The organism is Bradyrhizobium sp. Leo78 (assembly GCF_059512425.1).
Window position 1 is genome coordinate 203130 of record NZ_JCAMOT010000010.1, and the last position, 17806, is coordinate 220935.

A 17806-nucleotide genomic window follows, 5' to 3' on the forward strand; every position below is an offset into this window, starting at 1 on the left:
GCGTCGGCGGGGTTCGCCCGATAGCCGTCGTCGCAGGATCGCAATTCGAGGTCTAGATGCTGGAAGCAATCCGCAGGGCGATCGCGTTTCTGCGCCAGAAGCAGGTCCTGCACAAATTGGGCGTTGCGATTAGCATCACGGTCATCGCGATCGCGTGCTACGTGCTCTATCACATGCTGCGCGGCATCGACACCAACGAGGTGCTCGAGGCTATCAAGAGTACCGAGCCGCGCCAGATCGCCCTGGCGGCGCTGTTCGTGGCGGCCGGCTATTTCACGCTGACCTTCTACGACCTGTTCGCGGTGCGCGCGATCGGCCACAGCCACGTTCCCTACCGCATCAATGCGCTCGCCGCCTTCACCTCCTATTCGATCGGGCACAATGTCGGCGCCAGCGTCTTCACCGGCGGGGCGGTACGCTACCGCATCTATTCGGCCTGGGGGCTGAACGCGATCGACGTCGCCAAGATCTGCTTCCTGGCCGGGCTGACCTTCTGGCTCGGCAATGCCGCCGTGCTCGGCATCGGGATTGCCTATCATCCGGAAGCCGCCGCCTCGATCGATCAGCTTCCACCCTGGCTCAATCGGGTCGCGGCATTCACCATCATCGTCGCGCTGGTGGCCTATGTGGTCTGGGTCTGGACCCAGCCGCGGGTGGTCGGGCGCGGGCCCTGGACAGTGACGCTGCCGGGCGGCCCGCTGACGCTCTTGCAGATCTGCATCGGCATCATCGACCTCGGGTTCTGCGCCTTGGCGATGTACGTGCTGGTGCCGGACGAGCCCAATCTCGGCTTTGTCGTGGTGGCCGTGATCTTCGTCTCGGCGACGCTACTGGGCTTTGCCAGCCACTCGCCCGGCGGCCTTGGCGTATTCGACGCCGCCATGCTGGTCGGCCTCTGGCAGATGGACCGCGAGGACCTGCTCGGCGGAATGCTTTTGTTCCGGATGCTCTATTATATTTCACCTTTTGTCATATCTGTAATCTTGCTGACGTTTCGGGAGCTTATCCTCGGAGCGCGAATCAAGCGCCTGCGCCATTTGGGAGCTGGCTCCGACGCCAAACCGCGGCATGAGGCCGTTTATGTCCGCGAGCGCGGAGACACCAGCGCCTGACGCCGCCGCCTGAACAGGAAGAAGCCGGCTCAATGGCCCTTCACGAATCCTCTTCCTCCTTTTTCTCGCCGTGGCCCGACCGGCTGCGGCACTCGGCCATTGTCCTGCTTGCCGCGGGGCTGGCGCTCAGCGTGCTGGTCGCGCTCGATGAGCTCTCGCTGATCCGCGCCTTTGCGGTGTTCCTCTGCATCGCCGCCGCGGCGCTGGTGCCCTGGCGCCTGCATGACGTGGCGGCCTCCCGCGAGGACACCCGCAGCGTCAACCCGGTCGAGAACGGGGCGGTTGCCGCCGTCGTCGCCGGCATGCCGGACCCGGCCGTGCTGCTCGACCGTGCCGGCCGCGTGATCCACCTCAATGCCGCGGCGGCCCAGTTGGCGCCGGCGCTGCGCAAGAACGAGCTGGCCCAGTTCGCGCTGCGCTCGCCGGAGATCATCACCGCGCTGCGCGAGGCGATTGCCACCACCGAGCCGCGGCGCGCCACCTATCTAGACCATGTCCCGGTCGATCGCTGGATGGAATTGGTGATCACGCCGGTGCCGGTGCCGACCCTGTTCGGCGGCACCGACAAATGCATGCTGATGACCTTCCACGACCTGACGCCGCTGCGCCGGGTCGAGGAAATGCGCGCCGACTTCGTCGCCAATGCCAGCCACGAATTGCGGACGCCGCTCGCGGCGCTGTCGGGCTTCATCGACACCCTGCAGGGGCCGGCCAGGGACGATCCGCGGGCGCGGGAGCGCTTCCTCGGCATCATGCATACCCAGGCTACGCGGATGGCGCGGCTGATCGACGATCTGTTGTCGTTGTCGCGGGTCGAGCTCTCGGCCCATGTCCGTCCCGACACCTGCGTCGACCTGATCCCGATCATCCGCCAGGTCGCCGACGGCCTGGAGCCGCTGGCGCGCGAGCGGCAGGTCGTGATCGAGATCCAGCTTCCCGAGGCGCCGGTCATGATCGCAGGCGACCGCGAGGAGCTGTTGCGGCTGTTCGAGAACCTGATCGAGAACGCCCTGAAATACGGCGCCTCCGGCGGCCGGGTGATCGTCTCGCTGAAGGAGGCCGCCTCCGGCGAGGGCGCCCCGGAGATCCGGGTCCTGGTGCGGGATTTCGGTCCCGGCATCGCCCCGGAACACCTGCCGCGGCTGACCGAGCGCTTCTATCGGGTCGACGTCGGCGACAGCCGCCTCCAGGGCGGAACCGGGCTTGGATTATCCTTGGTGAAACATATTCTTAACCGTCATCGCGGCCGTCTTTTGATCGAAAGCGTGCCGAAAAACGGCGCCACTTTTACCGCCTGTTTTCCCCAGGTGAAGACCCCTGTGGCGGCATAAAATCAAGCACTTTCAATTGCTTGAATGTGTCATCCAACTGTCATCCAACCTTCGTAAAACGAGCATCGACCGCTCCTAAACGGACCGGCGTGAGCGCGATCGGGCGCATCCGGCGCTTCGCTCACAGGATTGGAGACCACCCCATGAATTTCTTTAGGACAATCGTCGCTGCCGGCTTGGTGGCCGTTTCGACGTCGGCCTTTGCGGCCGATATCACTGGCGCGGGCGCGACCTTTCCGTTCCCGATCTATTCCAAATGGGCGGACGCCTACAAGAAGGAGACTGGCAACGGTCTGAACTACCAGTCGATCGGCTCCGGCGCCGGCATCAAGCAGATCCAGGCCAAGACCGTGACCTTCGGTGCCACCGATGCGCCGCTGAAGGCCGAGCAGCTCGAGAAGGACGGACTCGTCCAGTGGCCGATGGTGATGGGCGCGATCGTGCCGGTCGTGAACCTCGAAGGCATCAAGCCGGGCGAACTGGTGCTGTCGGGCGAGGTGCTCGGCAACATTTATCTCGGCAAGATCACCAAGTGGGACGATGCGGCGATCGCCAAGCTCAATCCGAAGCTGAAGCTGCCCTCTGACGCCATCACCGTGGTCCGCCGTTCCGACGGTTCGGGCACCACCTTCAACTTCACCGACTTCCTCTCCAAGTCGAATGCCGACTGGAAGTCCAAGGTTGGTTCGGGCACCGCGGTCGAGTGGCCGGTTGGCGTTGGCGCCAAGGGCAACGAGGGTGTTGCCGGCAACATCAGCCAGACCAAGAACGCCATCGGCTATGTCGAATACGCCTACGCCAAGCAGAACAAGCTGACCTATGCGGCGATGGTCAACAAGGCCGGCAAGACCGTGCAGCCGACCATTGCTGCGTTCCAGGCCGCTGCTTCCAACGCGGACTGGGCCAAGGCTCCGGGCTACTACGTGATCCTGACCGACCAGCCGGGCGATGCGTCCTGGCCGATCACCGCGGCGACCTTCATCCTGATGCACAAGGAGCCGACGGATAAGGCGGCCTCGGCCGAAGCCATCAAGTTCTTCAAGTGGTCGTTCGAGAAGGGCGGCAAGGCCGCCGAAGAGCTCGACTACATCCCGATGCCGGAGCCGGTCGTCAAGCTGATCGAAAAGACCTGGTCGTCGGACATCAAGAGCTGAGCCTCGCATAGCGAGCGTCGCGCCCTGTCGTCTGCGGGCGCGACAACGTCGAGAAACCGGAATCCATCGCTTCGCAACCGAAGCTGTGGATTCCGGGTCTACGCCCGACGGGGTGCATCCTGCGACGATGCGGGAAAACGTTCAGAACGGGTCGCGCAGTAAGTTGCGATCGAGTAAACACAGGGGATTGGCGTGGCAGACATGGCCGTTCAAAGCGACGTAATGGCAGCCTCCGGACCTTACGATCGTGCCAGGGCCCTCAGCGCCTTCAAACTCGGTGACATCACCTTCTATTGGATCACTCGCGCCTGCGCGATTTCGGTGCTCCTGATCCTAGGCGGTATCATCCTTTCGCTGATCGCCGGCGCGTGGCCGGCAATGAAGGAATACGGCTTCTCGTTCCTGTGGACCCAGCGCTGGGCGCCTTCGGCAGACCCGCCGGTGCTCGGCGCGCTCGGGCCGATCTACGGCACGCTGATCACCTCTGTCATCGCGATGATGATTGCCATTCCAGTTGGCATCGGCATTGCGATCTTCCTCACCGAGCTCTGCCCACAATGGCTGCGCCGCCCGATCGGCATCGCGATCGAACTGCTCGCCGGCATCCCCTCGATCATTTACGGCATGTGGGGCTTCTTCGTGCTAGGCCCGTTCCTCGCCAATACGTTCCAGCCGTTCATGATCCGCCTGTTCGACGGCGTGCCGGTGCTGGGCGCGATATTCGCAGGCCCGCCATCCTATCTCAGCCTGTTCAACGCCGCGCTGATCCTCGCGATCATGGTGCTGCCCTTCATCACGGCGATCTCGGTCGACGTGTTCAAGACGGTGCCGCCGGTCCTCAAGGAGGCGGCCTACGGGGTCGGCTGCACCACCTGGGAAGTCGTCCGCAACGTCGTGATCCCCTATACCCGCGTCGGCGTCATCGGCGGCATCATGCTGGCGCTCGGCCGCGCCCTCGGCGAGACCATGGCCGTGACCTTCATCATCGGCAATTCGTTCCGCATCTCCTCCTCGATCTTTGCGCCGGGCACCACGATCTCCGCGGCGATCGCCAGCGAATTCGCCGAGAGTGACGGATTGCACCAGTCGGGCCTGATCCTGCTCGGCCTCTTGCTGTTCGTGCTGACATTCATTGTTCTTGCCTGCGCGCGACTGATGCTGATGCGTCTGGAAAGGAAGGCGGGGAACTGACATGAACCCGATTTACAAAGCACGCCGCCGCAACGACATCATCATCCGCGGGCTTTGCATCGCCGCTGCCGCGTTTGGGGTGACCTGGCTGGCGCTGATCCTGTTCACGCTGTTCTACAACGGTCTCGCCGGCCTCAGCCTCGACGTCTTCACCAAGAACACCCCGCCGCCCGGCTCCACCGATGGCGGCCTGTTGAACGCGATCGTCGGCTCGGTGATCATGACTGTGATCGGTGTCGGCATCGGCGCGCCGCTCGGCCTGTTCGCGGGCACCTATCTGGCCGAATACGGCAAGCATGATCGGCTCACCTCGGTGATCCGCTTCATCAACGACATCCTCTTGAGTGCGCCGTCGATCATCATCGGCCTGTTCATCTATGGCGCGGTTGTCGTGCCGATGGGCGGCTTCTCCGCGCTGGCCGGCTGCCTGGCGCTGGCGGTGATCGTCATCCCGGTCGTGCTCCGCACCACGGAGGACATGCTGCTGCTCGTCCCCAACCCGCTGCGCGAAGCGGCCTCCGCGCTTGGCCTTCCGCGCTCGCTGGTGATCAAGCGGATCGCCTATCGCGCGGCGCGCTCCGGCCTGATCACGGGCGTGCTGCTGGCGACCGCCCGTGTCGCCGGTGAGACCGCCCCGCTGTTGTTCACCGCGCTGTCCAATCAGTTCTTCAGCCTGAACCTGACCAAGACGATGGCGAACCTGCCGGTGACCATCAACAACTTCGTGCAGAGCCCCTACGCCTATTGGAAGGAGCTCGCCTGGAGCGGGGCCTTGCTTATCACCTTGACCGTGCTCGCGCTCAACATCGGCGCGCGCATCCTCGGCGCCGAAAGGAGCGCAAAATGACCGATCTGTCCGTATCGACGACCAGCCCGAGCGCGGCCATTCCCCAGAAGTCGCTGCCGGAAGCGGCGCCAAAGGTGACTGCACGCAGCCTCAACTTCTATTACGGCGAGCACCATGCGTTGAAGAACATCAACCTGACGCTCGGCACCAACCGCGTCACCGCCTTTATCGGCCCGTCCGGCTGCGGCAAGTCGACCCTGCTCCGGATCTTCAACCGGATGTACGACCTGTATCCCGGCCAGCGCGCCACCGGCCAGTTGATGCTGGACCAGACCAACATCCTCGACCCCAAGCTCGACCTCAACCTGCTGCGGGCGCGGATCGGAATGGTGTTCCAGAAGCCGACGCCGTTCCCGATGACGATCTATGAGAACATCGCCTTCGGCATCCGCCTTTACGAGAAGATTTCGAAATCTGAAATGGACGGCCGCGTCGAGAAAGCGCTGCGCGGCGGTGCGCTGTGGAACGAGGTCAAGGACAAGCTCAACGCCTCCGGCCTGAGCCTCTCCGGCGGCCAGCAGCAGCGCCTCTGCATCGCCCGCACGGTTGCGGTGCGGCCCGAAGTTATCCTGTTCGACGAGCCCTGCTCGGCGCTCGATCCGATCTCGACCGCCAAGGTCGAGGAGTTGATCCAGGAATTGTCGGAGGACTACACGATCGCGATCGTCACGCATAACATGCAGCAGGCGGCGCGCGTCTCCGACAAGACTGCGTTCATGTATCTGGGCGAACTGATCGAGTTCGACGACACCAGCAAGATCTTCACCTCGCCGAGCGATCGACGCACCCAGGACTACATCACCGGCCGGTTTGGTTGAGGAGGGACATCATGGCTTCTGAACATACCGCCAAGGCATTCGACAGCGATCTTCAGGAACTGACCCGTCTGGTCGCAGAGATGGGCGGGCTGGTCGAACGGATGATCACCGAATCCGTCGATGCGCTGATCCGCCGCGACGTCGCGCTCGGCAAGCGTGTCGTCGCTTCCGACATCGAGATCGACAGCCTGCAGCGCGTGATCGAGGAGCGCGCCGTGCTGACGATCGCCCGCCGCCAGCCGATGGCTGTCGACTTGCGCGAGATCGTCGGCGCGATGCGGGTGGCGACCGACCTCGAGCGGATCGGCGACCTCGCCAAGAACATGGGCAAGCGCGTCGCCGCGCTGGAGAACGACTTCCAGCCGCTGAAGTTGATCCGCGGCCTGGAGCACATGACCGACCTCGTGCTGTCGCAGGTCAAGTCCGTGCTCGACGCCTATGCCGCGCACGATCTGCCGGCGGCGATGAACGTCTGGAAGAGCGACGAGGAGGTGGACGCGATCTGCACCTCGCTGTTCCGCGAGCTCCTCACCTACATGATGGAAGATCCGCGCAACATCTCGTTCTGCATCCACCTGATGTTCTGCGCCAAGAATATCGAGCGGATCGGCGACCACGCCACCAACATCGCGGAAACGGTCTTCTACATGATCGAGGGTCAGCAGATCACCGACAAGCGGCCGAAGGGGGATATGACGACGTTCGCCACGACCGTTCCGGGCAACTAGAGCAACATCCGGAAAGTCGACGCCGGCTTTCCGCCAAGATCCTGCTCAAACATCAAAGGAAGAGTGGGATGACGATTCAAGCAGAGAGTCATCCCGCTATAGGAGAAGCCAAGCCGATGAGCGCACGCATTCTGGTGGTCGAAGACGAAGAAGCGCTGACGACGCTGTTGCGCTACAATCTCGATGCAGAAGGCTATGATGTCGAAACGGTCGCCCGTGGAGACGATGCGGACACAAGGCTCAAGGAACGTATTCCCGACCTTGTCGTGCTCGACTGGATGCTGCCGGGACTCTCCGGCATCGAGCTGTGCCGCCGTCTGCGGGCGCGGCCGGAGACCAAGCAGCTCCCGATCATCATGCTGACCGCGCGCGGCGAGGAAAGCGAGCGCGTGAGGGGGCTGGCGACCGGTGCCGACGACTACATCGTCAAGCCGTTCTCGGTGCCTGAACTGCTCGCGCGGGTGAAGGGCCTGTTGCGCCGGGCAAGCCCGGAGCGGCTCGCCACCGTGCTCACCTATGGCGACATCGAACTCGACCGCGAGAAGCGCCGCGTTGCGCGCTCGGGCCGCCCGATCGATCTCGGCCCGACCGAATATCGCCTGCTGGAGTTCTTCCTGGAGCATCCCGGCCGCGTGTTCAGCCGCGAGCAGCTGCTCGACAGCGTTTGGGGCCGCGACATCTATATCGACGAGCGCACCGTCGACGTTCACATCGGCCGCCTGCGCAAATTGCTCAATCCCGGCCGCGAGCAGGACCCGATCCGCACCGTCCGCGGCGCGGGCTACGCGCTCGATGATCGCTTCGCGAAGGCCGAGCAGTCGTAAACCGGCGACCTCAATCCGTAGCCCGGGTGCAGCAAAGCGTAACCCGGGGAAATTTGGACCTGCCGATACAGCGTTCCCGGGTTGCGCTGCGCTCCACCCGAGCTACGATCCGTCGTCGGCTTACTTGCCTTGTGACGGCTTGACCGTCGGACGGCGGCGGTCAGCCGCCGGCTGGTAGGCGATGCGGGAGTGGTGCGCGCAATAGGGCAGGCCGGGAAGCGCCTTGCCGCCGCAGAAGAAGAATTCCGGGCTCGAGGGATCGCCGACCGGCCAGTGGCAGGTGGCCTCGTTCAATTCGAGCAGCGACAGCCGCTGGCTCATCGGTACGACATTGTCGTAGGCGATAGGGTCCGCTTCCACCTCCACCTCGAAGGCGTGGGCGAGCGCGGTGTTGCCGCGGGAGACCGGACGTGCCACGCGCATCATCGGCTGTGCGGGACGCGCCTTGCGCTGCCGCGGCGCGGCTGCAGCAGGACTCTTGGCGCGGCCCGAGAGGCCGAGCCGGTGCACCTTGCCGATCACCGCATTGCGGGTCACGTTGCCCAGTTCCGCAGCGATCTGGCTGGCCGAAAGGCCACCTTCCCAGAGCTTTTTCAACTGCTCGACGCGTTCGTCGGACCAGGTCAATACCGTCATCGCATCTTTCCCTTCGCGTTGCGCCGGCCGATCCTGGGACAGCGCTGCGATGCCTAATCTCAAAAATCCCTGCGGGCAGAATCCCTTAAGGCTCGCCGGGCACGAAAACCGCACCCGAACGTGTACGCCGCACACAAAGGACTCTAAGGGATCAAAACTGCCGCACGAGATGTCGTACCCGACAGGCCAGACGCTACAATATGGCGTGACTCTGGCGCAAGAGTCCGCGCCTATGCGTCCACATGTTCCGACATTTAGGGATTGCAATCGGGCTTTTCCACCACACCGGAAAACTGCGGATTACCGGCACTTTGCAGCGCAGCCTGGCGGCTTCGTGGCGATTGACAGCACCCGCCGCGCGCATAGAATGCCTTCACGTGCCGCCCTGCAAAGGCGGCACGTTTTGTTTTCGCTGGATGAGCTCCAGCCGCGTGTCTGCATCGCTGCACGCCGCCGGGGCTTGTCTGAAAGGCTTGTCTGAACCCTTCAGTGATCGCCATGACTGACCGCGCCACGTCGCATCTGCTTCCCGTTTTTGCCAGGGCCGATCTCGGCTTCGAACGCGGCGAAGGCTGTTGGCTGATCTCGACCAAAGGCGAGCGTTATCTCGACTTCACCTCCGGCGTCGCGGTGAACGCGCTCGGCCATGCCCATCCGCATCTGGTGAAGGCGCTGCAGGAACAGGCGACGAAGCTCTGGCACATGTCGAACCTGTTCAAGAGCCCGGACGGCGAGAAGCTTGCCGCGCGGCTGTGCGAGCAGAGTTTTGCGGACTTCGTGTTCTTCTGCAATTCCGGCGCGGAAGCGATGGAGGGCGTGATCAAGGTCGTGCGTCACTATCACTTCTCGAAGGGGCATCCGGAGCGCTACCGCATCATCACCTTCGAAGGCGCCTTCCATGGCCGCACGCTCGCGACACTCGCCGCGACCGGCGCCGCTAAATATCTCGAGGGCTTCGGTCCGCCGATGGACGGCTTCGACCAGGTGCCGCATGGCGATATCGAAGCGGTGAAACGCGCGATCGGTCCAGAGACCGCAGGCATCCTGATCGAGCCGGTGCAGGGCGAAGGCGGCGTGCGCTCCGCGCCGCCGGCCTTCTTCAAGGCGCTGCGCCAGCTCTGCGACGAGCATGGCCTATTGCTCGCGTTCGACGAGGTGCAGACCGGCATGGGCCGCACCGGCGATCTCTTCGCCTACAAGCGCATCGGGGTCACCCCTGACGTGATGTCGCTGGCCAAGGCGCTCGGCGGCGGCTTTCCGATCGGCGCCTTCCTTGCGACCGCGGAAGCTGCGTCCGGCATGACGGCGGGTTCGCATGGCTCGACCTTCGGCGGCAATCCGCTCGCGGTCGCGGCCGCCGGCGCCGTGCTCGATGTGATGCTGAAGCCCGGCTTCTTCGATCAGGTGCAGAAGATGTCGCTCCTGCTCAAGCAGAAGCTCGCCTCCGCGGTTGACCGCTATCCGTCCATTCTCGCGGACGTGCGCGGCGAGGGGCTTCTGATCGGCGTCAAGGCCGTGGTGCCCTCCGGCGACCTCGTCAACGCCCTGCGCGAGCAGAAGCTGCTCACAGTCGGCGCCGGCGATAATGTGGTGCGCTTCCTCGCGCCGCTGATCGTCAGCGAGGCCGAGATCGAGCACGCCATCGGTTGTCTGGAGCGCGCCTGCACCGCGCTCTCAAGCGGACCGTCGAAGAAGGCAGCGGGATGATGAGCAAGGCGCCCCGTCACTTCCTCGACATCAACGAAATGTCGCTCAACGAGCTGCGCGCCATGCTGGACGCCGGCGCCGCCATGAAGGCGAGACTGAAGGCGCATGAGCGGGCCACGAAGCCGCTCGAAGGCAAGACGCTGGCGATGATCTTCGAGCGTCCTTCGACCCGCACGCGAGTGTCGTTCGACGTCGGCATGCGCCAGCTTGGCGGTGAATCGATCATGCTCACCGGCGCCGAGATGCAGCTCGGCCGTGGCGAGACCATCGCCGACACCGCGCGCGTACTGTCGCGCTATGTCGATGCGATCATGATCCGCATCCTCAACCACGATGCGCTCTTGGAGCTCGCCGCGCATGCCACCGTCCCCGTGATCAACGGGCTGACGCGCCGCTCGCATCCCTGCCAGGTGATGGCCGACCTGATGACGTTCGAGGAGCGTCGCGGTTCGATCGAGGGCAAGACCGTGGCGTGGACCGGTGACGACAACAACGTGCTGGCGTCATGGGCGCATGCCGCCGAGCGTTTCAAGTTCGCCCTCAATATCGCGACGCCGCCGCAGCTCGCGCCGAACAAGGCGATGCGCGACTGGATCAAGGCGACCCAGGCGCCGATCGTGCTCGGCAACGACCCAGAGGAGGCCGTGCGCGGCGCCGACTGCGTCGTCACCGACACCTGGGTGTCGATGGGCGACAAGGACGGCGAGCACCGGCACAATCTGCTCCGACCGTATCAGGTCAATGCCAAGCTGATGTCGCTGGCGAAGCCCGATGCTTTGTTCATGCATTGCCTGCCGGCGCATCGCGGCGAGGAAGTCACCGACGAGGTGATCGACGGTCCGCAATCGGTGGTGTTCGACGAGGCCGAGAACCGCCTGCATGCGCAAAAGGGCATTCTGGCCTGGTGTTTTGACGCGGTCGCGTAAGCGCGCCGCCAAGATAGCTGTCGTCCCGGCCAAGCGAAGCGCGAGCCGGGATCCATAACCACCGATGTGAGTTGTTGCATCAAGCTGCGGCCCCAGCTTTTCACAATGCTCACATCGGTGGTTATGGATCCCTGCTTTCGCGGGGATGACGGCTAACAACGATAGATGTGAACCCCTTTCGTTTCGCCTCTCAAGACCCCAGATAGAGCGCCATGGTTTCACAATCCCCCGACATCAAGATCACGGAAACACCGACCCGGGCGCCATCGGCCGTTCCGGTCGACGACGCGGTGCTGCCATTCGAGGTCGATGCACTCGATCTGCGTGGGCGGCTGACGCGGCTCGGTCCCGCCCTCGACGACATCCTGCACAAGCATGATTATCCGCCTGCTGTCGGCAAATTGCTCGGCGAGGCGATCGTGCTGACGACGCTGCTCGGTTCATCCCTGAAGTTCGACGGCCGTTTCATCCTGCAGACCCGGACCGACGGCCCGGTCTCGTTCCTGATCGTCGATTTCAAGGCGCCCGATCGGCTGCGCGCCTATGCGCGCTACGATGCGACGCGATTGCAGGACGGGCTCGACTCCGGCGCGCTGCTCGGCAAGGGCCATCTCGCGATGACCATCGACCAGGGGCCGGACATGAGCCGCTATCAGGGCCTGGTCGCGCTCCATGGCGGCAGCCTCGAGGACGCAGCGCATGAGTATTTCCTGCGCTCGGAGCAGATCCCGACGCGCGTGCGCCTTGCAGTTGGCGAGGAATGGCGCGGCGGCGACGGCGGCAAGGTTCGCTGGCGCGCCGGCGGCATGCTGCTGCAGTTCCTGCCGAAGGCGCCGGAGCGCGCGCGGCAGGCCGATCTGCATCCTGGCGATGCGCCCGAAGGAACGGCCGCCCATGAGGTTCCGGAAGACGATGCCTGGGTCGAGGGGCAGTCGCTGATCGGAACGGTCGAGGACGTCGAACTGCTCGATCCGGATCTGTCGGGCGAGCGGCTATTGTACCGCCTGTTCCACGAGCGCGGCGTGCGCGTGTTCACGCCTCTGCCGCTGCGCGCGCAATGCTCCTGCTCGCGCGAGGCGGTGTCCTCGATGCTGAAAAGCTTTACGGCGAAGGACCGCGCCGACATGGTGAAGGACGGCAGGGTCGTCGTCACCTGCGAGTTCTGCTCGTCGGTGTACGAATTCACGCCGGAAGAGGCCGGGGTGGAGTAGGGCGCTAAACTCCGCGTGTCATGGCCGGGCTTGACCCGGCCATCCATCTCGCCTGAAAAATTCTTTTGAAGAGATGAATCACCGGGTCAAGCCCGGTGATGACGAGCGCGAGCGCTCGTCAATTCAGCACCCTCTTCCCGTCCGGGCTGTCGAGCGAAAATGTCGGCACGTCGATCTCGAACCGTTCGCCGCTTTCGCTCACCATCTGGTAGCGGCCGCTCATGAAGCCGGATTCGGTCGGCAGCGGCACGCCCGAAGTGTATTCGAAGCGCTCGCCCGGCGCGAGCACCGGCTGCTCGCCGACCACGCCCTCGCCGCGCACTTCCTGCTGGCGGCCGGTGGCGTCGGTGATGAGCCAGTATCGGGTGCGCAGTTGCACCGTCTCGGTGCCGGAATTGGTGATGACGATGGTGTAGGACCAGAAATATTGCCGGTTTTCACTCGACGAACGTTCCGGCAGGAAGTTCGGCTCGACGGTGACTTCGATGTCGCGGGTGACGGCGCGGTACACTTTTCCAGTCTCCTCAACTCGCATCATAGCCAATAAGTCCGTCGGAACCAATCGTCGCACTTGGTGACGAAGTTGGGCGGTTACTGTTTTTCATCCCCGTTTGACCATAGTTCCGCTCTAAAGGCGCGAGCATCCGCGTCAATCCCGTATCTTGTCCGCAAGTGGCGGGCGGATATTATCCTTTTGAGTCGGGGCGGCGCAAAACTTCGCACGGTCATGGTGCCCGATGACGTCGATTGCCGATCCAATTTCCGGAACGCAGCTTGCCGACGCCAAGGACGCGAGCGCAGCGGTCGCCGCCGCGCCCGCGATCACGATGCCCGCGACCTCCGAGCGCGAATTGCGGCTGGATTTGTTCCGCGGGCTCGCGCTGTGGCTGATCTTCATCGACCATTTGCCGACGAACATTCTGACCTGGCTCACGATCCGCAATTACGGCTTCTCCGACGCGACCGAGATTTTCATCTTCATCTCCGGCTACACCGCGGCCTTCGTCTATGGCCGTGCGATGCTTCAGGCCGGCTTCGTGGTGGCGACCGCGCGCATCCTGCGCCGCGTCTGGCAGATTTATGTCGCCCACGTGTTCCTGTTCACGATCTTTCTTGCGGAAATCTCCTACGTCGCCACCCGCTTCGAGAACCCGCTCTACACCGAAGAGATGGGGATCATGGATTTCCTCAAGCAGCCCGATGTCACCATCGTCCAGGCGCTGCTGTTGCGCTTCCGTCCCGTCAACATGGACGTGCTGCCGCTCTACATCGTGCTAATGCTGTTCCTACCCTTGATCCTGTGGCTGATGAAATGGCGGACCGACGTGACGCTGGCGCTCTCGGCCGGCCTCTACGTCTTGACCTGGCATTTCGACCTCTATCTCAGCGCCTATCCGAACGGCGTCTGGGCGTTCAATCCGTTCGCCTGGCAATTATTGTTCGTGTTCGGCGCCTGGTGCGCGCTCGGCGGCGCAAGAAGGATGTCGCGCATCCTGGCCTCCCCGATCACGCTCTGGATCTGCATTGTCTATCTGTTCGCGGCGTTCCTGGTCACGCTGTCCTGGTATCTGCCGCAGCTCGGCCACATCGTGCCGCGCCGCATCGAGCAGTGGATGTATCCGATCAACAAGACCGATCTAGACGTGTTGCGCTTTGCCCATTTCCTGGCGCTGGCGGCCATCACCGTCCGCGTCCTGCCCCGGGATTGGCCGGGCCTGAAATCGCCTTGGCTGCGACCTTTGATCCTCTGCGGCCAGCACTCCCTTGAGATATTCTGCCTTGGTGTGTTCCTGGCATTTGCCGGGCATTTCATCTTGGCCGAGGTGTCCGGCGGCGCCGGAATGCACTTCCTGGTCAGCGTCACCGGGATTGTCATCATGTGCGCCATGGCGTGGGTGATTTCGTGGTACAAACACTCCGCCGACAAAGGTGCCGCGCGATACAAGAGCGCCGGCGGCAATGCCGACCTGGCGGGAGGGGCGGTATGAAGTCCGGCTTATGGACTATGCTAGGCCTGACATTGCTGGCCGTTTATCTGTCGGCGGCCCCGGCACGCGCCGGCGATCCCGAGCAGATCTGCGACGTCCCGGCCAATCTGCTGGCCACCGAAAGCTCGTTGCGCAAGGTTGCCGAGGCGGTGCGAAGCGGCCAGCCCCTCAATGTGCTGGTGGTCGGTAGCCGCTCCTCCACGATTCCCTCTTCCGAGGCCAGCGCCTACCCGGCAAAGTTGCAGGCGGCGCTGAAGGAAAGCCTGCCCAGCACGACCGTTAACCTGTCCGTAGAACTGCAGGGCGCCAAAACCACGGGGGATACAGCCGACACCCTTGTTAAGCTGGTAGAAGCAAAAAGGCCTACTTTGGTGATCTGGCAGACGGGAACCGTCGATGCCATCCGAGCTACCGATCCCGACGACTTTCGCAGCGCTCTGGACGCGGGAATTGGTGCATTGCAACAGGCGGGAACCGACGTGGTTCTGGTCAATCTTCAGTACAGCCCCCGCACCGAAAGCATGATTTCCGGATCACCATACCTAGATAATATGCGGGTGTCGGCGCACGAACATGATGTCCCGCTGTTTGATCGTTTCGCCATCATGCATCACTGGAACGATGCTGGTGATTTCGACCTGTTCAGCTCCGCCCACGGCGTGGAATTGGCCAAGCGGGTGCATGCCTGTCTCGGCCGTGCGCTGTCGAAATTCGTGATCGACGCGGCCCACCTCGGACCGGCGCAGCAGAACTAAAGGGAACCAGCGTTAATGAGGACCTACCGCCCTTTTTGTCGAAGCACATGCCTGGTGGCGGCCGCCGCCGTCATGGCGTCCATGCTTGTGACCTCGCCGCTGCACGCGCAAGTTGCGCAAGGTGACCAGCATGCCGCGCTTACTGACGGCGCGAAATCCCGCCCCCCATCCGACAAATCGGGACCATCCACGCCGGCCATTTCGTCCGGTGCTGCGGCCGCCGCCGAGGCTGATGCCCAGAAGGGCATCGCCGGCAAGGCGATCGACAAGGTGAAGGAGGTCGCGAAGTCGGCCAGCGACATCTTCCGTCGCGTGCCCTGCCTGCCGCCGAAGGGCGTCTCGAAAACGATGGGCTCGCTGCCCCATGTCGCGAGCAAGCTTGCCGCGGGCCAGCCGGTCACCATCATCGCCTTCGGCTCGTCCTCGACCCAGGGCTATGGTTCTTCGGCGCCGGAATTCACCTATCCAAACCGGCTCGCGGCGCAACTGCACCGGCAGTATCCCGGCGCCGACATCCGCGTCGTCAACCGCGGCCGGGGCGGCGAGGACGCGCCGGAAATGATGCAGCGGCTGCAGACCGAGGTGATCGACGCCCACCCGGACCTCGTGATCTGGCAGGTCGGCACCAATGCCGTGCTGCGCAATCTCGACCCCGGCGAGACCGAAAAAATGGTCGAGGATGGCGTGACGCGCATCCAGTCGGCCGGCGCCGACGTCGTGCTGGTCGATCCCCAATATTCGCCGCGCGTCACCGAGCGTGCCGCTAGCGCCAACAAGATGATCCGGCTGCTCAACCACATCGCCGAGCTCCGCCATGTCAGCATCTTCCCGCGTTTTGAAGTGATGCGCGACTGGCACGAGAAACAGTCGATCCCGATCGACAGCTTCGTGATCGCCGACGGCCTGCACATGAACGATTGGGGCTATGCCTGTTTCGCCCAGTTGCTTGGCGACGACATCATCAAGTCGGTCGGTCAGATCAAGCTCGGCGTCAACGTGCCGGCGGATGTGCGGACGTATCGGCCGATGTAAGGCTGAAAGCGAATGGAGAGTGGCGAATAGGGCTGACCCTACTCGCCACGCGCCATTCGCCTGAATCACACCGCCTCCAGCGCCTGGGCAAAATCCTCGATCAAATCGTCGGCGTGCTCGAGGCCGGCGGAGAAACGAATAAAACCTTCGCTGATGCCGAGCTCGGCGCGCGCGTCCGGCCCCAGGCGCTGATGCGTCGTGGTGGCGGGGTGGGTGACGAGGCTCTTGGCATCGCCGAGATTGTTGGAGATGCGCGAGATCTTGAGCCCGTTGAGACAGCGGAATGCGCCGGCCTTGCCGCCCTTCACCTCGAACCCGATCAGGGTCGATCCCGACCGCATCTGCTTCTTCACGGTGGCTGACTGCGGATGATCGGCGCGGCCCGGATAGATGAGCCGCGTGATCTTCGGATGGCTTGCGAGCACATCCGCGATCTTCGCTGCCGTCTCGGTCTGCGCCCGGACGCGCACCGCCAAGGTCTCCAGCCCCTTCAGCAGTATCCACGCATTGAACGGCGACATCGACGGCCCGGTCTGGCGCAGGAAGTTATGGATATGCTCGGTGATGAACGCCTCGGAGGAGAGGATGATGCCGCCGAGGCACCGTCCCTGGCCGTCGATATGCTTGGTCGCGGAATAGACCACGACGTCGGCGCCGAGCGACAGCGGGCTCTGCCAGATCGGAGTGGCGAACACATTGTCGACGATCAGCCGTGCGCCGCCTTGATGCGCGATCTCGGCAATCGCGCCGATGTCGAGCACGTCGAGCGTCGGATTGGTCGGGCTCTCCAGGAAGCAGGTCTTGGTGTTCGGCCGGATCGCCTTTTTCCACTGGTCGAGGTCGAGCCCGTCGACCAGCGTCGACTGGATGCCGTAGCGCGGCAAGAGGTCCTCCACGACGTAGCGGCATGAGCCGAACATCGCTTTCGAGGCCACCACGTGATCGCCGGCCTTCAGCGGCGCGAGGATCGCAGTCGTCACCGCCGCCATGCCGGTCGCGGTCGCGCGCGCAGCTTCCGCGCCCTCGAGCTCGATCATGCGGCGCTCGAACATCGAGACGTCGGGGTTGGAGAAACGCGAATAGAGGAAGCCGGGATCCTCGCCCTTGAATCGCGCCTCGCATTCCTCGGCCGTGGCGTAGACGAACCCTTGGGTCAGGAATATTGCTTCGGACGTCTCGCCAAATTGTGAGCGTAGCGTTCCGGAATGAACCAGCCGGGTTTCGGGGCGGTAGCGTGTAGCTGCAGACATTAGGACCTCCAACGTGACCATTTTCGTCCTTGGGAAAATGGTCACAAAAAAACCGGCCTGAAGGGCCGGGATCGCTGAGGTCCCCGGCCTGTTTAGCGACTTATTTAACGTGGCTGCAAGCCGGCCGGCTCAAATCACCACGGGATAAGTCATGCTGATATTCGTTCCCGCCCTTTCCGTCAAGGCGGGCATCGGCTAACCGATAAAATCCATTTTTTGGGCCTTTTATGGCTCTAAGCCGTCTTGAGGGACCGCGTCTGTGTCGTTCGTACTGCAAGACGATGCCAATGGGATCC

Annotated in this window: 17 protein-coding genes and 1 riboswitch; of the genes, 14 read left to right on the top strand and 3 right to left on the bottom strand. The window is 63.5% G+C overall.

Annotated elements, in window-relative coordinates:
* Positions 1-56 precede the first annotated feature (56 nt).
* The 8 genes from AC5ZG1_RS15965 to phoB all read left to right on the top strand — a co-directional run bounded on the left by AC5ZG1_RS15965 (position 57) and on the right by phoB (position 8005).
* On the top strand, positions 57-1112 hold the full coding sequence (locus AC5ZG1_RS15965; RefSeq protein ID WP_208830616.1) for a lysylphosphatidylglycerol synthase domain-containing protein: 1056 nt from the start codon (positions 57-59) through the stop codon (positions 1110-1112).
* Between the two features lie 32 nt (positions 1113-1144).
* Positions 1145-2443: an ATP-binding protein gene (locus AC5ZG1_RS15970; RefSeq protein ID WP_496133442.1), complete on the top strand. Its 1299-nt coding sequence runs from the start codon at positions 1145-1147 to the stop codon at positions 2441-2443.
* 143 nt (positions 2444-2586) lie between these two features.
* Complete coding sequence (pstS, locus tag AC5ZG1_RS15975) at positions 2587-3597, top strand: phosphate ABC transporter substrate-binding protein PstS (RefSeq protein WP_028163449.1); 1011 nt, start codon at positions 2587-2589, stop codon at positions 3595-3597.
* Between the two features lie 201 nt (positions 3598-3798).
* A complete protein-coding gene (gene pstC, locus AC5ZG1_RS15980; protein ID WP_456640681.1) occupies positions 3799-4788 on the top strand; it encodes a phosphate ABC transporter permease subunit PstC in 990 nt (329 codons plus the stop codon).
* Between the two features lies 1 nt (position 4789).
* Entirely contained in the window at positions 4790-5635 is an 846-nt protein-coding gene (pstA, locus tag AC5ZG1_RS15985) for a phosphate ABC transporter permease PstA (protein WP_028163451.1), read from the top strand.
* Complete coding sequence (pstB, locus tag AC5ZG1_RS15990; RefSeq protein WP_028163452.1) at positions 5632-6453, top strand: phosphate ABC transporter ATP-binding protein PstB; 822 nt, start codon at positions 5632-5634, stop codon at positions 6451-6453. Before pstA ends, pstB begins: the two co-directional genes overlap by 4 nt.
* A gap of 11 nt (positions 6454-6464) precedes the next feature.
* A complete protein-coding gene (gene phoU / locus AC5ZG1_RS15995; protein WP_028163453.1) occupies positions 6465-7181 on the top strand; it encodes a phosphate signaling complex protein PhoU in 717 nt (238 codons plus the stop codon).
* 116 nt (positions 7182-7297) lie between these two features.
* A complete protein-coding gene (gene phoB, locus AC5ZG1_RS16000) occupies positions 7298-8005 on the top strand; it encodes a phosphate regulon transcriptional regulator PhoB (RefSeq protein ID WP_028163454.1) in 708 nt (235 codons plus the stop codon).
* A 120-nt stretch (positions 8006-8125) separates the two neighbouring features.
* Here phoB and AC5ZG1_RS16005 read toward each other — a convergent pair whose 3' ends face one another.
* The gene (locus AC5ZG1_RS16005) at positions 8126-8641 is read right to left on the bottom strand and encodes a GcrA family cell cycle regulator (RefSeq protein ID WP_028163455.1); all 516 of its coding nucleotides are present in this window, start codon (positions 8639-8641) and stop codon (positions 8126-8128) included.
* Positions 8642-9139: 498 nt separating this feature from the next.
* Here AC5ZG1_RS16005 and AC5ZG1_RS16010 point away from each other — a divergent pair, with 498 nt between their 5' ends.
* The 3 genes from AC5ZG1_RS16010 to AC5ZG1_RS16020 all read left to right on the top strand — a co-directional run bounded on the left by AC5ZG1_RS16010 (position 9140) and on the right by AC5ZG1_RS16020 (position 12485).
* Positions 9140-10348 carry an aspartate aminotransferase family protein gene (locus AC5ZG1_RS16010; protein ID WP_496133443.1) on the top strand — a complete coding sequence of 403 codons (1209 nt, stop codon included), beginning with the start codon at positions 9140-9142 and terminating at the stop codon, positions 10346-10348.
* On the top strand, positions 10348-11274 hold the full coding sequence (gene argF, locus AC5ZG1_RS16015; RefSeq protein ID WP_496133444.1) for an ornithine carbamoyltransferase: 927 nt from the start codon (positions 10348-10350) through the stop codon (positions 11272-11274). The genes AC5ZG1_RS16010 and argF overlap by 1 nt, the downstream gene beginning before the upstream one ends.
* Positions 11275-11486: 212 nt before the next feature.
* Entirely contained in the window at positions 11487-12485 is a 999-nt protein-coding gene (locus AC5ZG1_RS16020; protein WP_028163458.1) for an Hsp33 family molecular chaperone, read from the top strand.
* 118 nt (positions 12486-12603) lie between these two features.
* On the opposite strand, the gene apaG is transcribed toward AC5ZG1_RS16020, so the two are convergent.
* Entirely contained in the window at positions 12604-12996 is a 393-nt protein-coding gene (gene apaG / locus AC5ZG1_RS16025; RefSeq protein ID WP_496133445.1) for a Co2+/Mg2+ efflux facilitator ApaG/CorD, read from the bottom strand.
* A 226-nt stretch (positions 12997-13222) separates the two neighbouring features.
* Here apaG and AC5ZG1_RS16030 point away from each other — a divergent pair, with 226 nt between their 5' ends.
* From AC5ZG1_RS16030 to AC5ZG1_RS16040, 3 genes are all read left to right on the top strand, one after another.
* Positions 13223-14473, top strand: coding sequence for an OpgC domain-containing protein (locus tag AC5ZG1_RS16030; RefSeq protein WP_130229009.1), 1251 nt, complete (start codon positions 13223-13225; stop codon positions 14471-14473).
* On the top strand, positions 14470-15228 hold the full coding sequence (locus AC5ZG1_RS16035) for an SGNH/GDSL hydrolase family protein (protein ID WP_130229010.1): 759 nt from the start codon (positions 14470-14472) through the stop codon (positions 15226-15228). Before AC5ZG1_RS16030 ends, AC5ZG1_RS16035 begins: the two co-directional genes overlap by 4 nt.
* Positions 15229-15300: 72 nt before the next feature.
* Complete coding sequence (locus tag AC5ZG1_RS16040) at positions 15301-16260, top strand: SGNH/GDSL hydrolase family protein (protein WP_496133446.1); 960 nt, start codon at positions 15301-15303, stop codon at positions 16258-16260.
* Between the two features lie 65 nt (positions 16261-16325).
* Here the strand turns inward: AC5ZG1_RS16040 and AC5ZG1_RS16045 are convergent, their stop codons facing one another.
* Complete coding sequence (locus AC5ZG1_RS16045) at positions 16326-17510, bottom strand: O-succinylhomoserine sulfhydrylase (RefSeq protein WP_496133447.1); 1185 nt, start codon at positions 17508-17510, stop codon at positions 16326-16328.
* 71 nt (positions 17511-17581) lie between these two features.
* Positions 17582-17661: riboswitch (SAM riboswitch) on the bottom strand.
* Between the last annotated feature and the right edge of the window lie 145 nt (positions 17662-17806).